A 17,778-nucleotide genomic window follows, 5' to 3' on the forward strand; every position below is an offset into this window, starting at 1 on the left:
ACACCACCAAGGTGTCGAACAACTCGCCGTGCCCGGCCAGGCGCTGAATCTCGGTCAGGCCGAGATGCTGGTGATCGAGCAGTGCCGATTGTTCGTGCTGCAGACGCAGCAGCAGCTCGCGCACCGATTCCTCGGGCCGCCATTGCAGGCGCAGCGGCAAGGTGTTGATGAACAAGCCGACCATCTGCTCGACGCCGGCGAGTTCCGGCGGCCGGCCCGACACGGTGGTGCCGAAGGCGACATCGCGGCGATGGGTCAGCCGACCGAGCAACAGTCCCCACGCCGCCTGCACGACGGTGTTGAGGGTGACCCCGAGGCCGCGCGTGAGCCGGGTCAGCGCTTGCGCGAGTGCGTCGGGCAGGTCGATGCGCACGGTGTCGGGCACCGCCGGCGCGGTGGTCGCCGGCGCGATCCGGCTCGGCTCCTCGAAGCCGGCGAAGGCATCGCGCCAGGCCGTGCGCGCGGCGGCGGCGTCGCGCGAGGTCAACCAACGCATGTAATCGCGGTAGGGCGTGACCCGCGGCAGCGCCTGCACGTCGGCGCCGTTGCGGTACAGCGCGAACAACTCCTGCAACAGGATCGGCGAGGACCAACCGTCGAGCAGAATGTGGTGGCTGGTGAACAGCAAGTAATGGCGCGTCGCCGACTCGCGCACCAGCACGAAGCGAAGCAGCGGCGCGCGGGTCAGTTCGAAGCGTTGCTGCTGGTCGTCGGCGATCGCACGCGCCAAGACTGCGGCACGTTCGTCCGCAGGCAAACCACCCAGCTCGACCTCGCGCCACGGCAACTCGACCTCGCGCTGGATGACCTGCACCGGCTCCTTGATCTTGTGGTGGACGAAGGCCGCGCGCAGGCTGGCGTGGCGCCGCAACAGCGCCTGCGCGGCCGCCTGCAAAGCCGCCGCATCGAGCGCGCCGTCGAGCGCGAACACCATCTGCACGACGTAGCTGTCCTGCACCTCCTGGTCGTACAGGGCATGGAACAAAAAGCCGTGCTGCAACGGCGACAGCGGCAGCAGATCTTCAATCTGAGAGTTGCGCATAGATCGATTCCAGGAGTTCGATGTCGGACTGGTCGAGCGCGACCATGGGCACGTCCGACGGGGTCAGGGTCGACGTGTCGGCGGCCGCGGCGAAGTCGGCGATGCGGCGCAGCGCGTCGAACCAGGCGTCGGCGAAAGCACGCACCTCGCTTTCGTCGAGCAGTTCGCCGGCCCAGTTCCAGTTCGCGCACAGGCGCGGCCCGTTCGGACCGTCCTGGACCAGGGCGTTGAGGTCGATCGCGTGCGGCAAGGGCTGAGCGTCGTCGCTGCCGCCGCCGAAGGCGCCGGGGTCGTCGGCGACGTTCCACATCACGCCGTCGTCGGCGGCGCCGACCGCGAAGCGGCCGAGGTAGTTGAAGCCGAGGCTCGGCGGTGCGAATGCAGCGAGTTCGTGACCGGCCTGCGCATGCAGATGCCGCAACAGGCCGTAGCCGATACCTTGGTCGGGCACTTGCCGCAGTTGTTCCTTGATCGACTTGAGCGCGCGTTCCAGAGCCTTGCCGCCGGCCCAGGCTTCGACCGGATCGAACTCGTCGGCCTGCAGGCGCACCGGGAACAGACTGGTGAACCAGCCGACGGTGCGTGACAGGTCGGCGTCGTCGATCAGGCCGTCGACGACCGCGGTCTCGCGGCCGTGGCCTTCGAGGTCGAAACGCAGGCTATGCGTATCGAGGTCGTCGCTGCGCTCGCGCCGCCAGGCGAACGCAGCCAGCGCGAACCCGGTCAGCAGCACGTCGTTGACCCGGCCGTTGATGCGTTCCGGCGCTTGGATCAGCAGGCGCTCGGTGGTGGCGACGTCGAGGCTCAGGCTGAGGCTGCGCAGGCTCGCATGGGTGTCGCGCCGCGGATCGAGCGGACGCGCGAACCACGACGGCGAAGAGTCGTCGAGCATCGAACGCCAGAACGGCAATTCCGCGCTGCGCCGTTGCGCCGCCTCGGGCAGGGCCAGCGCCCATTCGCGCAACGAGGTCGGCACCGGGTCGAGCGCGATCCTATCGACGCCGCGCGCAGCCTGTTCGTAGGCGGATTGCAGGTCGGGCACGAGGATGCGCCAGGACACGCCGTCGACGACCAGGTGATGCACGACCAGCAACAGGCGCGAGTGTTCGCCGTGGTCGAACCAGACCGCCTGCAGCAGGCGTCCGGCCTGCGGGTCGAGGCGCTCCTGCGCGGCCTGGGCCTGGGCGGCGATCTCGGCCTCGCGTGCGGCCGCATCGAGCCCGTGCAGCGACACCGCGAGTACGCAGTCGTCGGCCCGCACTCGGCCGGGTTCGGCGATCTCCAACTCATGCGTCGCCGACACGCTCAGGCGCAAGGCATCGTGGTGATCGAGCAGAGCCTGGATCGCGTGCAGCAAGGGCGCGGCGGCGAGCGTCGGCACCCGCAGCAGCATCGATTGTTGGTATTGCCGGAACGGCCCCGGCTGTTCGAACAGGTCGCGCAGGATCGGCGTCGCCGGCAAGGGCCCGGTCGACGCCACTGCTGGCAGTCGAACGACTTGTTCGAGCGCAGTGGCGACCGTGGCGAGCGCGCGCACGGTCTGGTGCTGGAACACCTCGCGCGCACTCAGGCGCAGGCCGGCCTGGCGGGCGCGGCTGACCAACTGGATCGAACTGATGCTGTCGCCGCCGAGGGCGAAGAAGCCGTCGTCGATGCCGACGGCATCGAGCCCGAGCACCTCGGCGAACAGCACCGACAGGCGTTGTTCCAGCTCGTTGCCCGGCGCGGCCGAGACGTCGACCTGTACCTGCGGAGCCGGCAGCGCCTTGCGGTCGAGCTTGCCGTTGGCGGTCAGCGGCAGGGCCGGCACGGCGACGAAGGCCGCCGGCAGCATGTACTCGGGCAAGCGTTCGGCGAGTTCGCGCCGCAGTTGCGCGGCATCGATCTGCGGCGCCGCCACATACGCGACCAACTGACGCTGGCCTGGCCGGTCCTCACGCGCAATCACCGCATTGCCGGCATAGCCGACCGCTGCGAGCGCGGTTTCGATCTCGCCCGGTTCGATGCGGAAGCCGCGGATCTTGAGCTGATGGTCGGCGCGGCCCAGGTGTTCGAGACGGCCGTCGCGACGCCAGCGCACCAGGTCGCCGGAGCGGTACATGCGTTCGCCGGCGGCGAACGGGTCGGCGACGAAGCGTTCGGCGCTGAGCTCGGGGCGGCCGAGATAGCCGCGGGCCAGGCCAGCACCGGCGATATACAACTCGCCGGCCACGCCGACCGGCACCGGCCGCAGGCGCGCGTCGAGCACGTACAAGCGGGTATTGCGCAGGGCCGTGCCGATGCTGGGCCGGTCGCCTTCTTCGATCTCGTCGATGGCGACATAACTCGCGTCGACGGTGCATTCGGTCGGGCCGTAGCAGTTGTAGCCGCGCACCGGATGCTCGCGCAGCGCCTTCCACTGCGATTCGCCGACCGTCTCGCCGCCGAGCACGACCGTGCTCGGGTGGCTGCGGCCTTCGTCGAGCAGGCCGATCGCGCGCAGTTGCTCGAAGTGCGCCGGGGTCAGGTCGACCGCGTCGATGCGCCGGGTCGCGATGTAGTCGAGCAAGGCTTCGCCGTCGCGGCGGGTGGTGTCGTCGACCAGGTGCAGTTCCTGGCCGGCGCACAGCCACAGCAGGCCTTCCAGCGAGGTATCGAAGGCGAAGGTCGCGGTCAGGGCGAAGCGGATGCGGTCCTGGCCGGAGTGGCGCACGACATCAAAGAACAGGCGCTCGCGATGTTCCTCGAACAGATTGGCGACGCCGACATGGGTCACCACCACGCCCTTGGGCTTGCCGGTCGAACCCGAGGTGTGGATGACATAGGCCGGGTGCAGGGCATGCAGCGGCCGACGACGGTCGGCGTCGCTCGGATCGTGCTCGGGCGCATCGAGCAGGCGCTGTTGGCCTTCGGCATCGTCGAGTCGCCAGGTCGGCGCAGCGAACGCAAGCGGGGCATCGTCGATAAGCGCGTCGGCGATGGCGCTGTGAGCCAGCAGCATCCGCGGCGCGGCCTCGGCGAGCAGCTCGCGCAGACGCGGGCCGAGGTGCTCGGTGTCCATCGGCAGATACGCCGCGCCGGCCTTGAGCACGCCGAGCATGGCGGCGACGGTGTCGAGCGAACGCGACAAGGCCAGGGCGATGCGGTCCTCGGCGCCGATGCCCGCGGCGATCAGACCGTGGGCGATGCGGTTGGCGCGGCGGTTGAGTTCGGCGTAGCTCAGCGAGGCTTCGCTGCACACCGCGGCGACCGCGTCCGGCGTCCGCCGGACTTGCGCCTCGAACCACTGCGGCAGGCAGCGGCCGGACGGCGCGACCCGGGCGCCGTTCCAGCCGACCAGCACGCGTTCGCGTTCGTCGGCATCGAGCAGTTCGACCTCGCCGATGGCGCGGCCGGCATCGTCGGCGACCGCACGCAGCATGCGTTCGAGATACGCGCCGATGCGTTGCGCGGTGTCGGCATCGAACAGGTCGACGGCGAATTCGATCATGCCGTGCAGGCCGGCCGGTGCGCCGCGTTCGTCGTGCAGCTCGGTGAAGTCGAAGCTGAGGTCGAACTGGGCGATGTCGAGGTCGAACTCGGCATTGCGGCTGCGCAGGCCGGGCAGCTCCAGCTCGGCCTGGGCGTGGTTCTGCAGCGACAGCATCACCTGGAACAGCGGGTGATGGGCCATCGAGCGCACCGGCTTGAGCGCGTCGACCAGGCGTTCGAACGGCAGGTCCTGGTGTTCGTAGGCGGCCAGGTCGGTCTCGCGCACGCGGCCGAGCAGGGCGGCGAAGCTCGGGTTGCCGGAGGTGTCGTTGCGCAGCACCAGGGTGTTGAGGAACACGCCGACCAGATCGTCGAGGGCGGCGTCGGAGCGGCCGGCGACCGGCGTGCCGATGGCGATGTCGTCGCCGGCGCCGAGCCGGCTCAGGGTCGCGGCGAGCGCGGCCTGCAGGACCATGAACACGGTCGCGCCGTGGCGCCCGGCGAGCGCGGCCAGACGCGCATGCAAGGCGGCGTCGAGCGGCAACGACAGATGACCGCCGCGGTAGCTCGAGGTCGGTGGCCGCGGTCGGTCGCTCGGCAGGGCGATCAGTTCCGGCAAGTCGGCGAGCGTGCGCTTCCAGTACTCGGTCTGCTGAGCGAGCAGGCTGCCGGCGTCGCCCTCGTCGCCGAGCACCTGGCGTTGCCACAGGCTGAAGTCGGCGTACTGCACCGGCAACGGCGACCAATCCGGGGCACGGCCGCGCAGACGTGCGGCATAGGCCTGGGCGAGGTCGCGAGACAGCGGCGCCAGCGAGGCGCCGTCGCCGGCGATGTGGTGCAGCAGCAACAACAGCACGTGGCGCTGCGCGTCGAGCGCGAACAGATGCGCGCGCAAGGGCAATTCGCGGCTGAGGTCGAAAGCGTAGGCGGCGGCCTGCGACAGGTCGGCGCGCAGGCGTTCGTCGTCGCTATCGGCGACCGCCAACGGCACTTCGGCCTGGGCCAGCACGCACTGGCTCGGCGCTTCGCCGGCGACGGCGGTCGCGGGGAATACCGTGCGCAGGCTCTCGTGGCGCTCGACCAGATCGGCGAGCGCGGCACGCAAGGCATCGCGGTCGAGTGCCCCGTCCAGGTGCAGAGCGAGCGGGATGTTGTAGGTCGCGCTGGGGCCCTCGAACTGATGCAGGAACCACAGACGCTGTTGGGCGAACGACAGCGGCAGGCGCTGCGGCCGCGGCTGTGCGATCAACGGCGCACGGCGGCCGCCACCCGAAGGCAGGGCGCGCGCGAGCGCTTCCACGGTCGGCGCGTCGAACAGGGTGCGGATCGACAACTCGACATCGAAGGTCGCGCGGATGCGGCCGATCAGACGGGTGGCGAGCAGCGAGTGGCCGCCGAGGGCGAAGAAGCTGTCGCCGACGCCGACCCGTTCCAGGCCGAGCACCTCGGCATACAGCGCGCACAGGATCGCTTCGGCGGCGTTGCGCGGGCCGCGCGAGGCCGGTTGCGCGGCGAACTCCGGCGCCGGCAGCGCCTTGCGATCGAGCTTGCTGCCGTTGGCAGTCAGCGGCAGCGCAGGCAGGGCGACGAAGGCCGACGGCACCATGTACTCGGGCAGGCGTTCGCCGAGGCGGCGGCGCAGGCCGTCTTCGTCGATGGCTTCATGGGTGACCAGATAAGCGACCAGCAGCGGATGACCGGGCCGATCTTCGCGCACGATCACCGCATTGCCGGCATGGCCGCATTGCGCCAGCGCCGCTTCGATTTCGCCGAGTTCGATGCGGAAACCGCGCAGCTTGATCTGTTGGTCGGCGCGGCCGAGGTAATCGAGCTGGCCGTCTTCGCGCCAACGGGCGCGGTCGCCGCTGCGGTACATGCGCTCGCCGATCACGAACGGGTCGGCGACGAAACGTTCGGCGCTCAGGCCCGGGCGATCGAGATAACCGCGTGCCAGGCCGGCACCAGCGATATACAACTCGCCGGCCACGCCGGCCGGCACCGGGCGCAGCATGGCGTCGAGCACGTACAGACGGGTGTTGGCGATCGGCGTACCGAGCGGCGGCGCCGTACCGGCCAGGGTGGCTGGCGACAGCACGCCGCTCATCGCTGCGCAGACGGTGATCTCGGTCGGGCCGTAGGCATTGACCAGGCGCCGGTCGGCCGACCAGGCCGCGGCGACGTGCGGCGGGCAGGCTTCGCCGCCGACGATCAGGGTGCTCGGCCAGGTCTGCACGCTCGGGTCGAGACTGCTCAGCGCGCTCGGCGGAATCAGGGTGTGGCTGATGCGCTGCTCGTCGAGGGTGCGGGCGAGCGCGTCGCCGAGCAGCAGGCCCGGCGGCGGCAGCACCAGGGTCGCGCCGGCGGCGAAACACATCAGCATTTCCATCGCCGCAGCGTCGAAGCTCATCGACGCGAACTGCAGAACGCGGCTGTCGACGTCGAGGCCGAAGCGTTCGATCTGACTGTGGGTCAGGCTGGGAATGCCGGCGTGGGTGACGACCACGCCCTTCGGCCGACCGGTCGAACCGGAGGTGTAGATGACGTAGGCCGGGTGGCGCGGATCGAGCGCACGCATGCGTTCGCGGTCGTCCGGGTCGTGGCTCGGTGCATGCGCGAGTTCGGAGGCGAAACCGTGGTCGTTGTCGATCAGCAGCAATTCGGCGTCGGTGGGCAGACGCGCCGCGCTGGCACGGGTGGCGATGACCTTGCGCGGACGCGCATCGGCGAGGGTCCAGGCCAGGCGTTCGGCCGGGTGATCGGCATCGAGCGGCAGATAGGCCGCACCGGCTTTGAGGATGCCGAGCACGGCGACCACGGTGTCGAGCGAACGCGGCACCGCGATGGCGATGCGGTCCTCGGGGCCGACGCCGTGCGCGATCAGCGCATGCGCACAGCGGTTGGCACGGTGGTTGAGTTCGGCGTAGCTGTACTCGTGGCCGGCGCAGACCACCGCGACCGCGTCGGGCGCGGCGGCGACGCGTTGCTGGAACCACTGCGGCACGGTCTGCGAGGGCAGCTCGACCTCGTTGCCGTTCCAGTCGTAGAGCACGCGTCGGCGCTCGCGGTCGTCGAGCAGGTCGAACTGCTCCAGGGCGCGTTGGGGGTGCGCGGCGACGGCGTCGAGCAGGCGCGACAGACGCTCGGCGAGGCGTTCGATGCTGAGCGCGTCGAAGCGTGCCGGGTCGTAGTTGAAACGGAACGACAGGCGTGCGCCCGGCGTGACCAGCAAGCTCAGCGGATAGTGGGTGGCATCGCTGCTGTGGAAACCGCTGATGCGCAGCTCGCCGAGCGCCGACTCCAGGCCGTTGTGATCGATCGGGTAATTCTCGAACACGTACAGGCTGTCGAACAGGCGCTCGAAACCGGCCAGGCGCTGCAGCTCGGACAGGTTGAGGTGCTGGTGATCGATCAGGCCGGCCTGCTGCGCCTGCAGGTGCAGCAGCAGGTCGATGAAACTCTGGCCGGGCTGCAGGCGCACGCGCGAGGGCACGGTGTTGATGAACAAGCCGATCATCTGGGCGACGTCGCGCAGTTCCGGCGGACGCGCCGATACCGTGGTGCCGAGCACGATGTCGTCGCGGCCGAGCATGCGCCCGAGCAGCAGCGCCCAGGCGCCCTGCACCAGGGTGTTCAAGGTCAGGCCGTGGCGGCGGGCCAACTGCGCCAGAGTGCGCGACAACGGCTCGGGCAGGTCGAGGGCGTGATGCGATTGCTCGCCGGACGCGGCCGGGCGCGACGGCAGCAACAGGGTCGGTTCGTCGATGTCGGCGAGGACCTCGCGCCAGGCCTGTTCGGCCGCGGCCGGATCGCGCTGGCCCAGCCAGGCCAGGTAGTCGCGGTACGGGGTGGCGCGCGCCAGCTCGGCGCCGCCGTACAGCGCGAAGAGCTCTTGCACCAGCACCGGCAGCGACCAACCGTCGAGCAGGATGTGGTGGTTGGTGATGAGCAGGCGATGTTGCATTTCGCCGAGGCGGATCAGGGTGAAACGCAGCAAGGGCGCGCGGTCGAGCTCGAAGCGGCGCAAGTGCTCGGTTTCGCCGACGCGTACGGTTTCGGCTTCGCGTTGCGCGGCCGGCACCGTGTCGAGATCGACCCGTCGCCAATCCAGTGGCACTTGCCGCGGGATCAGCTGCACCGGGGTTTCCAGCCCGCGGTGGACGAAGGCCGCACCCAGGTGCGCATGACGTTGCATCAGCTGTTGCGCGGCGCCGCGCAGACGCGCTTCGTCGAGTGGGCCGTTGAGATCGAAGTGCACCTGCACCACGTAGGGGTCTGGCCCCTCGTGGTCGTACAGGGCGTGGAACAGCAGGCCTTGCTGCAACGGTGTCAGCGGCAGTACGTCGGCGACGGTCTGGGCGCCGCCGTGGCCGCGCTCCAGGGTTTCGATGCGGGCCTGGTCGAGGGCGACCAAGGGCAGGTCGGATGGGCTCAGGCCGCCGGCGTCTTCGCGTTCGAGCAGCGCGACGAGCGCACGCAGGGCGCGAGCGTAGGTCTCGGCCAGATCGGCGATCTGGGCGCGATCGAACAAGGCCCGCGGCCACGACCAGGTGGCGACGAATTCGGGGCCGTCGGCGCGGTCCTGAGTCAGGGCATTGAGCTCGATCGCATGGGCGATCGGCATGGCATCGCCGCCGCTGCTGGCGACTTCTTCCTCGGCCTGTTCCCAGTCGCGGGTTTCGGACACGCCGAAGCGGCCGAGGTAATTGAAGCTGATCTGCGCGGCGGGTCTTGCGGCGAGCGCCGCGCCGGTGTCGGCGTTGAGATGGCGCAGCAGACCATAGCCGAGGCCGTGGTCGGGCACCGCGCGCAGCTGTTCCTTGACCCGCTTGACCAGACGTTCGAGTTCGGCGTCGGCGGCGAAGGCGCGCTCCAGGTCGATCTGGTCGAGCGACAGGCGCAGCGGATACAGACTGGTGAACCAGCCGACCGTGCGCGACAGGTCGAGCCCGTTGCGCTCGCTTTCGCGGCCATGGCCTTCCAGGTCCAGCAGCAGCGAATCGACCGCCGCGCCGCTGTGGCGGCGGCGCCAATCGCCGACCGCCAGGGCGAAGCCGCTCAGCAGCACGTCGTTGATGCGGGCGTGGAAGCGCGCCGGCACGCTGGTCAGCAAGGCGCTGGCGATCTCGCTCGGCAAGCTCAGGGTGAGGTGTTCGCAGTTCGCGCCGGTGTCGCGGGTGGAGTCGAGCGCGACCGGCGACAACGCCGGGTCGACGGTCTCGGTCACGGCCAGCCAATGCGGCAATTCGGTCAGGCGTTGTGGCGAATGCGCGTCGTCGAACAACTGCTGCGACCAGGCGCGCAGCGAATGGCTGCGTGGGGCGAAGCCCGGCGTTTTGCCGGCCTGGATGGCTTCGACCGCGTCGCGCAGGTCCGGAATCAGGATGCGCCAGGACACGCCGTCGACGGCGAGGTGATGGATGGTCAGCAGCAGGCGGCCGCCGTCGCTGCCGGCGTCGAACCAGACCGCACGCAGCAGGTCGCCGCGTTCGCAGGATAAGGCCTGCGCCGACTCGGCCGCGGCCGCATCGATGCGCAGCTTGAGCGCGGCGCCGTCCAGGCCGGCGACGTCGACGCGGCGCAGGCAGGCTGCGGCGTCGACGCTGCCGCGCTCGGGCACCTGCGGGCGCCAGGCGTCGGCGGCGTCGCGGTCCAATCGCAGGCGCAAGGCGTCGTGGTGGTCGAGCAGGGCGGCGAACGCGTCGCGCAGCTCGGCTTCGGCCAGGCCGGCCGGCACCCGCAGCAGCACTGACTGGTTGAAGCCGTCGAGGGCGACCTCGCGATCGAGGAACCAGCGCAGGATCGGCAAGATCGGCAGTTCGCCGAGCGGCTCGTCGATCAGGGGCGGCGCGGCCTCATCGGCATCGCGCGCGACCAGGGCCAGCGCGGCGACGCTCTGGTGCTGGAACACGTCGCGCGGGGTGATCAGCAGACCGGCCTTGCGCGCCTGGCTGACCAACTGGATCGAGATGATGCTGTCGCCGCCGAGATCGAAGAAGGTGTCGTCGATGCCGACCCGCGGCAGGCCCAATACTTCGGCGTAGAGCTCGGCCAGGATCTGTTCGCGGTCGTTGCGCGCGGCGCGGTGATGGGTCGGGGTGAAATCCGGGGCCGGCAAAGCCTTGCGGTCGATCTTGCCGTTCGGGGTCAGCGGCATCGACGGCAGCAACACCATCACCGGCTGCATGTAGTCCGGCAACTGCGCGGCGACGTGGCGGCGCAGATCGCTGAACTGGTCGAAGCTGGCCGGGTTGTTGGTGCAGGCGGCGAAGTCGCGCGGCGCGTGCGCCAGGTACAGGTCGCTCCAGACCCGTGCTGCGTCGTCGTGCACGAACAGCAGGTCCAGCCCGTCGCCGATGGCGCCGCCGGACCAGGTCGTGGCGACCCGGTAGCCGAGGCCGCGGCCGAGTTGCACCAAGGCCTCGCTCGCGGCGTCGATGGCGCTGCCGGCGGCGATCAAGTGCGCGCGCACTTCGGCGATGGCGCTGCCGCAGGCCAAGGTCTGCAGCGCATCGAGTTCGGGCTGCAGATGGGCGTTGGGCACGCCGCGCAGACGCAGGCCGGCCGGCTGTCGGTCGTGCAGATGCACGGCGACGGCGTCGATCCCGGCTACGTCCCGGCCCCATTCGAGCACCGGCAGCGACGCCAGCGAATGCAGCGGCAGCGGGCCCTTGCGCAACACCACCTCGTAGCGGTGGCGGCTGAGCTCGTTGCCGTAGGCGCTGCGCTTGGTCTGGATATCGACCGCGGCGATCGTGTCCAGGCGTTGCGGCAGCTGGCTGAAGAATTCCGGTGCGACCAGCAGTTCCTTCTCGGCCAGCAGGATCTGTTCGATGCGCCGCTGCAGGGTCGCGGCATCGGTGTCGGCATCGGCCTGGTGCAGCTGGATCGCGGTGGCGAAACTGCGTTGCAGCTGCAGGTTGCGCACGTCGCCGAGGAACAGCGCGCCGCCCGGCGTCAGCAGGTCCATTGCCTGACGGATCACTTCCTGCAGGTAGTCGCCGTTGGGGAAATACTGCAGCACCGAGTTGATGACGATGGTGTCGAAGCGGCCGTCCTGGCCATCGCTCGCCAGGCTGTCGCCGAGGCCGTGCATCTCATGCGCCGGCCGCGCATGCAGTTCGATCTTGCCGGCCAGGTGCGTTTGCTGGTCGATCTCGCCGCGCAGGCGCTCGATGGTCGCCGCCGACAGGTCGGTGCCGTGGTAGGCCTCGACGTGCGGCGCCACCTGCGACAGGATCAGGCCGCTGCCGACGCCGATTTCGAGCACCCGCCGCGGCTGCAGCGCGAGGATGCGCTCGACCGTGGCCGCGCGCCATTCGCGCATCTGTTCCAGGGCGATCTCGGAGCCGTCGTAGCTGCTGTTCCAACCGTGGAAGTTCTCGCCGAACTCGACCGCCTGCGGCGGTTCTTCGCCGTACAGGTTTTCGTAGATGGTTTCCCATTCGCCGATCAGGCGCGATTCCTGGCCTTGGTCGCGGTCGGCATCGCGCTCGTGTTCCAGCACCACGTAGGCGACCAGTTGCTTGTGCCCGGGCACGTCTTCGCGCGCGACCACGATCGACTGCGCGACCGCGGCGTGGCCCTGCAGCACTTCTTCGATCTCGCCGAGTTCGATACGGAAACCGCGCAGCTTGACCTGATGGTCGACCCGGCCGATGAATTCGAGTTGGCCGTCGGCGCGCCAGCGCGCCAGGTCGCCGCTGCGGTACATGCGTTCGCCGGCGACATGGGGATCGGCGACGAAACGCTCGGCGCTGAGCGCCGGGCGATGCAGATAACCGCGCGCCAGGCCCTTGCCGGCCAGGTACAACTCGCCGGGCACACCGACCGGCACCGGCTGCAGGCCGGCGTCGAGCAGGTAGACACGGGCGCCGAGGATCGGCGTGCCGATCGGCGGCACCGACGCACCCGCCAGCGGCGCGCTCAGGGTCGCGCACACCGTGGTTTCGGTCGGGCCATAGGCATTGGTCATGCGCCGGCCTTGCGACCAGGTCTTGACCAACTGCGGCGCGGTGGCCTCGCCAGCGACGATCAGGTCGCTGCAGCTCGCGAGCGCATCGGCGCCGAGCACCGACAGCGCCGCCGGCGGCAGGGTCGCATGGGTGACCTCGTGGCGCTGCAGGGTCTCGACCAGGGCCTCGCCGGGCAATAATCGGTCGGCCTCGGCGACCACCAGGGCCGCACCCGACAACAAGGCCATGCACAGTTCCCAGAACGCGGCGTCGAAGCTCAGCGAGGCGAACTGCAACACGCGCGAACCCGGGCCGACCTCGAAGGCGGCGATCTGGCTGGCGAGCAGGCTCGGCACGCCGGCATGAGTGACGACCACGCCCTTCGGCCGACCGGTCGAACCGGAGGTGTAGATGACGTAGGCGGCATCGGCCGGCGATGCGGCGGCGAGCCGCGGCGCATCGGTCGCTTGCGCGGCGAGCGTCTGCACGGTTTCCGGCAGGTCCAGCAACCAGCTCGTCACGCCGTGTTCGGGCAGGCGCGCTTCGATCTCGCGGCGGCTGATCAAGCGCGCCGGTTTCGCATCGGCGAGCATGTAGGCCAGACGTTCCGGCGGATAGTCCGGGTCCAGCGGCAGATAGGCGGCGCCGGCCTTGAGGATGCCGAGCACCGCGACGACCATTTCCGGCGAACGCGGCAGGGCGATGGCGACGCAGTCCTCGCGGCCGATGCCCTGGGCGATCAGGGCATGGGCGAAACGATTGGCGCGGCGGTCGAGTTCGGCATAGCTCAGGCGGCTGTCGCCGAACAGCAGCGCCGGCGCGTCGGGATCGCGTGCGACTTGGTGCGCGAACAGGGCCGGGATGGTGGCGTCGGCGATGGCTGGGCTCGCATCGCTGAGCGTCGCGTGGTTCCAATCGCCGAGCAGGCGCTGGCGTTCGTCCCGGTCGAGCAGGTCGATCGCGGCGATGCTGCGCTGCGGGTCGCGGGCGGCGGCGTCGAGCAAGCGCAGCAGGCGCTGCCACAGGCGTTCGATCGAGGCTTCGTCGAACAGGTCGGTGGCGTATTCGATGACGCCGTCGAGGCCAGCAGGCACGCCGTCCGCGGCGAGGCGTTCGCCGAGGTTGAAGAACAGGTCGAACTTGGCGCTGCGGAAATCCGCGCTGTGCATCGACACGCTCAGCCCGGGCAGGCGCAGCTCGGCTTCGGCCACGTTCTGCAGGACCATGCCGACCTGGAACAGGGCGTGGTGCGAGGTCGAGCGGGTCGGGTTGAGCAGTTCGACCAGACGCTCGAACGGTGCGTCCTGATGGGTGTAGGCGGCCAGCGCGGTGGCGCGGACCCGGCCGAGCAGGGTCTCGAAGCTCGGCTGCCCGGAGACATCGGCGCGCAGCACCAGGGTGTTGACGAAGAAGCCGACCAGATCGTCGAGGGCCTGGTCGTTGCGCCCGGCGATGGCGCTGCCGAGGGCGATGTCGTCGCCGGCGCCGAGCCGGTGCAGCAGCGCGGCCAGGCCGGCCTGCAGCACCATGAACAAGCTCGCCTCATGACGGTGCGCCAGTGCCAGCAGGCGCGCGTGCAGTTCGGGGTCGATGCTCAACGCCCATTGCCGGCCGCGATAGCTGGCGACCAACGGACGCGGCCGGTCGGTCGGCAGCTCGATGCGCTCGGGCAGGTCGGCCAGTTGCGTTTTCCAGTAACCGAACTGCTGCGAGATCAGGCTGTCGGGGTCTTGTTCGCTGCCGAGCAGGCGCTGTTGCCACAGGGTGTAGTCGGCGTACTGTACCGGCAGCGGCGCCCAGTCGGGCGAGCGGCCTTGCAAACGCGCGGTATAGGCGCGGCCGAGGTCGCGCGCCAACGGCGCCAACGAGGAACCGTCGCCGGCGATGTGATGCAGCACCACCAGCAGCACGTGTTCCTGCTCGCCGAGACGGAACAGGCGGCTGCGCAGCGGCGTCTCGTGGGCCAGATCGAACACGTGCATGGCTTCGGCATGCAGTTGCTCCGACAGGGTGTCGGCGTTCGCTTCGATCAGCGACCACTGCGGCGCGCTATCGTCGAGCGACAGCACCTGCTGATACGGGGTGCCGTCGGCCTCCGGAAAGATCGTGCGCAGGCTTTCGTGGCGGGCGACCACGTCGTCGAGCGCGGCGCGCAGGGCGTCGAGGTCGAGCCGGCCCGACAGGCGCAGCGGCATCGGGATGTTGTAGGCGGCGCCGGCATCGCCGCTGCCCGCGTGCTGTTCGAACTTCTGGATGAACCACAGCCGGCGCTGCGCATACGACAGCGGCAGCAAGGCCGGGCGCGCCTGCGGCCGCAACGCCGGGCGGGCCAGCTCGGCCGCGGGCAAACGCGCGGCGAGGCTTGCCACGGTCGGCGCCTCGAACAGGGCACGCAAGGGCAGCTCGATGCCGAGCGCGGCGCGAATCCGGCTGACCAGACGGGTGGCGAGCAGCGAGTGCCCACCGAGGCTGAAGAAATGATCGTCCAGGCCGACCCGTTCGACCCCGAGCACTTCGCCGAACAACTCGCACAACAGCAGTTGCTGCGGTGTTTGCGGGGCGCGATAGGTCTCGGCGGCGCGGTCGGCTTCGCCCGGTGCCGGCAGGGCCTTGCGGTCGACCTTGCCGTTCGGCGTCAGCGGCAGCGCGTCCAGGGCGACGAAGGCCGAGGGCAGCATGTACTCGGGCAGGCGCTCGGCCAGCGCCTGGCGCAGGACGGCACCGTCGAGGCTGTCGGCGACGACATAGGCGACCAAGCGCTTGAGACCTTCGCGGTCCTCGCGCGCGACCACGACGTTACGGGCGTGACCGAGCTGGGCCAGGGCCGCTTCGATTTCGCCGAGTTCGATACGGAAGCCGCGAATCTTGACCTGATGGTCGACGCGGCCGAGGAAATCCAGGCGGCCGTCATGACCCCAGCGCGCCAGGTCGCCGGTGCGGTACATGCGCTCGCCGTCCGCGAACGGGTCGGCGACGAAACGCTCGGCGCTCAGCGAAGGGCGGCGGAAGTAGCCGCGCGCCAGACCATCGCCGGCCAGGTACAACTCGCCGGCGACGCCGCTCGGCACCGGCCGCAGGCCGGCATCGAGTACGTAGACACGAGTGTTGTCGATCGGTACGCCGATGCGCACCGGCTCGGCGGCGACGACGCGGCTGGCGAGCGACCAGATCGTGGTTTCGGTGGGGCCGTACAGATTCCACAATGCCGCCGCATCGGCGGCGAGGAACTCGGCCAGCTCCGGCGGCAGCGCTTCGCCGCCGCATAACACGCGCAAGTTGGCGGTCGGCTTCCACGAGGCGGCGCGCAGCATCTGCCAGGTCGCCGGGGTGGCCTGGATCACGCTCGGCGCGATCGCGGCGATGTGCTCGCGCAGGCGCTCGCCGTCCATGGCGATCTCGCGCGGGGCGATATGCAACTCGGCGCCGCACAGCAGCGGCAGGTACAACTCGAGCCCGGCTATGTCGAACGAGATCGGGGTCAGCGCCAGCAGACGCTCGCCGGTGTCGAGGCCGGGTTCGCGCTGCATCGCGCAGAGGAAGTTTTCCAGCGCGCGGTGTTCGATCGCCACGCCCTTGGGCCGGCCGGTCGAGCCGGAGGTGTAGATGACGTAGGCCGGGTGGCGCGGGCGCAGGGCGCGCACGCGCTGCTCCTGGCGCGGGGCCTGCGCATCGGCCTTGGCGAGCCGCTTGCGCAGCGCCTCGTCGTCGAGCGAATAACGTAAGGCGACCTCGCTGCCGGCGAGCAAGGCCAGGGTTTCGGTATCGCCGATCAGGGCGGACGGACGCGCGTCTTCGACCATGTAGGCCAGGCGTTCGACCGGATAGTCCGGGTCCAGCGGCAGATAGGCAGCGCCGGCCTTGAGGGTGGCTAGCAGGGCCACCAGCATGTCGAGCGAACGCGGCAGCGCGATGGCGACGATGTCCTCGGGGCCGATGCGCTGCGCTATCAGGACGTGGGCAAGGCGGTTGGCGCGCGCGTCGAGTTCGGCGTAGCTCAAGCGGACATCGGCGCAGACCGCGGCGGTCGCATCGGGGTTGCGTCGCGCCTGGGCCTCGAACAGCGCCGGCAGGGTCTCGCCGGGTTGCAGGCGTGCGGTGGCGTTGGCCTCGACCAGCAAGCGCCGGTGTTCGTCCGCGTCGAGCAGCTCGATGCGGTCCAGCGGCAGCGACGGATCGGCCGCGACCGCGGCCAGCACGCGCAGCAGGCGCTGTGTCAGCGCGTGCGCGTCGTCGTGGTCGAACAGATCCAGTGCATATTCGAGGGTGCCGTCGACGCCGCCGGGTGCGCCGTCGCCATTGAAGGCTTCGTTGAAATCGAAGCTCAAGTCGAACTTCGACGAGGCCAGCGCCAGGCGCTGCGGCGTGCAACGCAGGCCGGCCAGCGCCGCTTGCGGCGGCGGGTTGTTCTGCAGCACCAGCATCACCTGGAACAGTGGGTGATGGGCCAGCGAGCGTACCGGATTGAGCGTTTCGACCAGTTGCTCGAACGGCAGGTCCTGGTGTTCGTAGGCGGCCAGGTCGGCGTCGCGCACGCGTTCGAGCAAGCGCTCGAAACTCGGGTTGCCGGAGGTGTCGGTGCGCAACACCAGGGTGTTGAGGAACAGGCCGACCAGGTCGTCGAGCGCGGCATCGGTGCGACCCGCCACCGGGCTGCCGATGGGAACGTCGGTGCCGGCGCCCAGACGGGTCAGGGTGGCCGCCAATGCCGCCTGCAACACCATGAACAAGGTCGCGCCGGCGCGCTGCGCCAGCGCCGCAAGGCTGCGATGCAGATCGACCGGGATGGCGAGGGACAGCGAGGCGCCACGGTAGCTGGCGACCTGCGGACGCGGCCGCGCGGTCGGCAGGCTGAGTTGATCGGGCAGGGCGGCGAGGCGCCGCGTCCACCAGGCGAGCTGGCGCGCATACGCGCTGTCGTCGTCGGTGCTGCCGGAGGCCGGGCCGGCGCCGAGCACGCGCCGTTGCCACAGGCTGTAATCGGCGTACTGCACAGGCAGCGGCGCCCAGCCCGGCGCTTGGCCTTGGCGACGTGCGGCGTAGGCCTGTGCCAGATCCTCGCTGAGCGGTACCAGCGAAGCACCGTCGGCGGCGATGTGGTGCAGCAACAGCAGCAGCACGTGATCCTGCTCGCCGAGTTTGAACAGGCTCGCACGCAGCGGAATCTCGCGTTCCAGGTCGAAGCCGTAGGCGGCCGCCGCGGCCAGGCGTTCGGGCAAGTCGGCTTCGCTGCAATCGAGCGCATGCAGTTCGACCGCGACCTTCGCCAGCACCTGTTGCTGCGGCATGTCGCCGCCGGGGAACACGGTGCGCAGGCTTTCGTGGCGTTCGACCAGG

Annotated in this window: 2 protein-coding genes (1 of these 2 only partly in view); both read right to left on the reverse strand. The window is 70.1% G+C overall.

Features of this window, described 5'->3' with window-relative positions:
• On the reverse strand, positions 1-1,042 hold a 1,042-nt coding region (locus tag ACTOWK_RS04165; RefSeq protein ID WP_441328929.1), incomplete at its 3' end, for a condensation domain-containing protein.
• Positions 1,023-17,778: the 3' portion of a non-ribosomal peptide synthase/polyketide synthase gene (locus ACTOWK_RS04170; RefSeq protein WP_441328930.1), read on the reverse strand. Its footprint extends 11,066 nt past the window's final position; 16,756 of the gene's 27,822 nt are visible here — the last part of the coding sequence; the start codon falls outside the window, past its right edge; its stop codon occupies positions 1,023-1,025. The genes ACTOWK_RS04170 and ACTOWK_RS04165, both read right to left, overlap by 20 nt.

This window comes from Lysobacter sp. CA196 (assembly GCF_052078695.1).
In the GTDB taxonomy this organism is placed as follows: domain Bacteria; phylum Pseudomonadota; class Gammaproteobacteria; order Xanthomonadales; family Xanthomonadaceae; genus Lysobacter.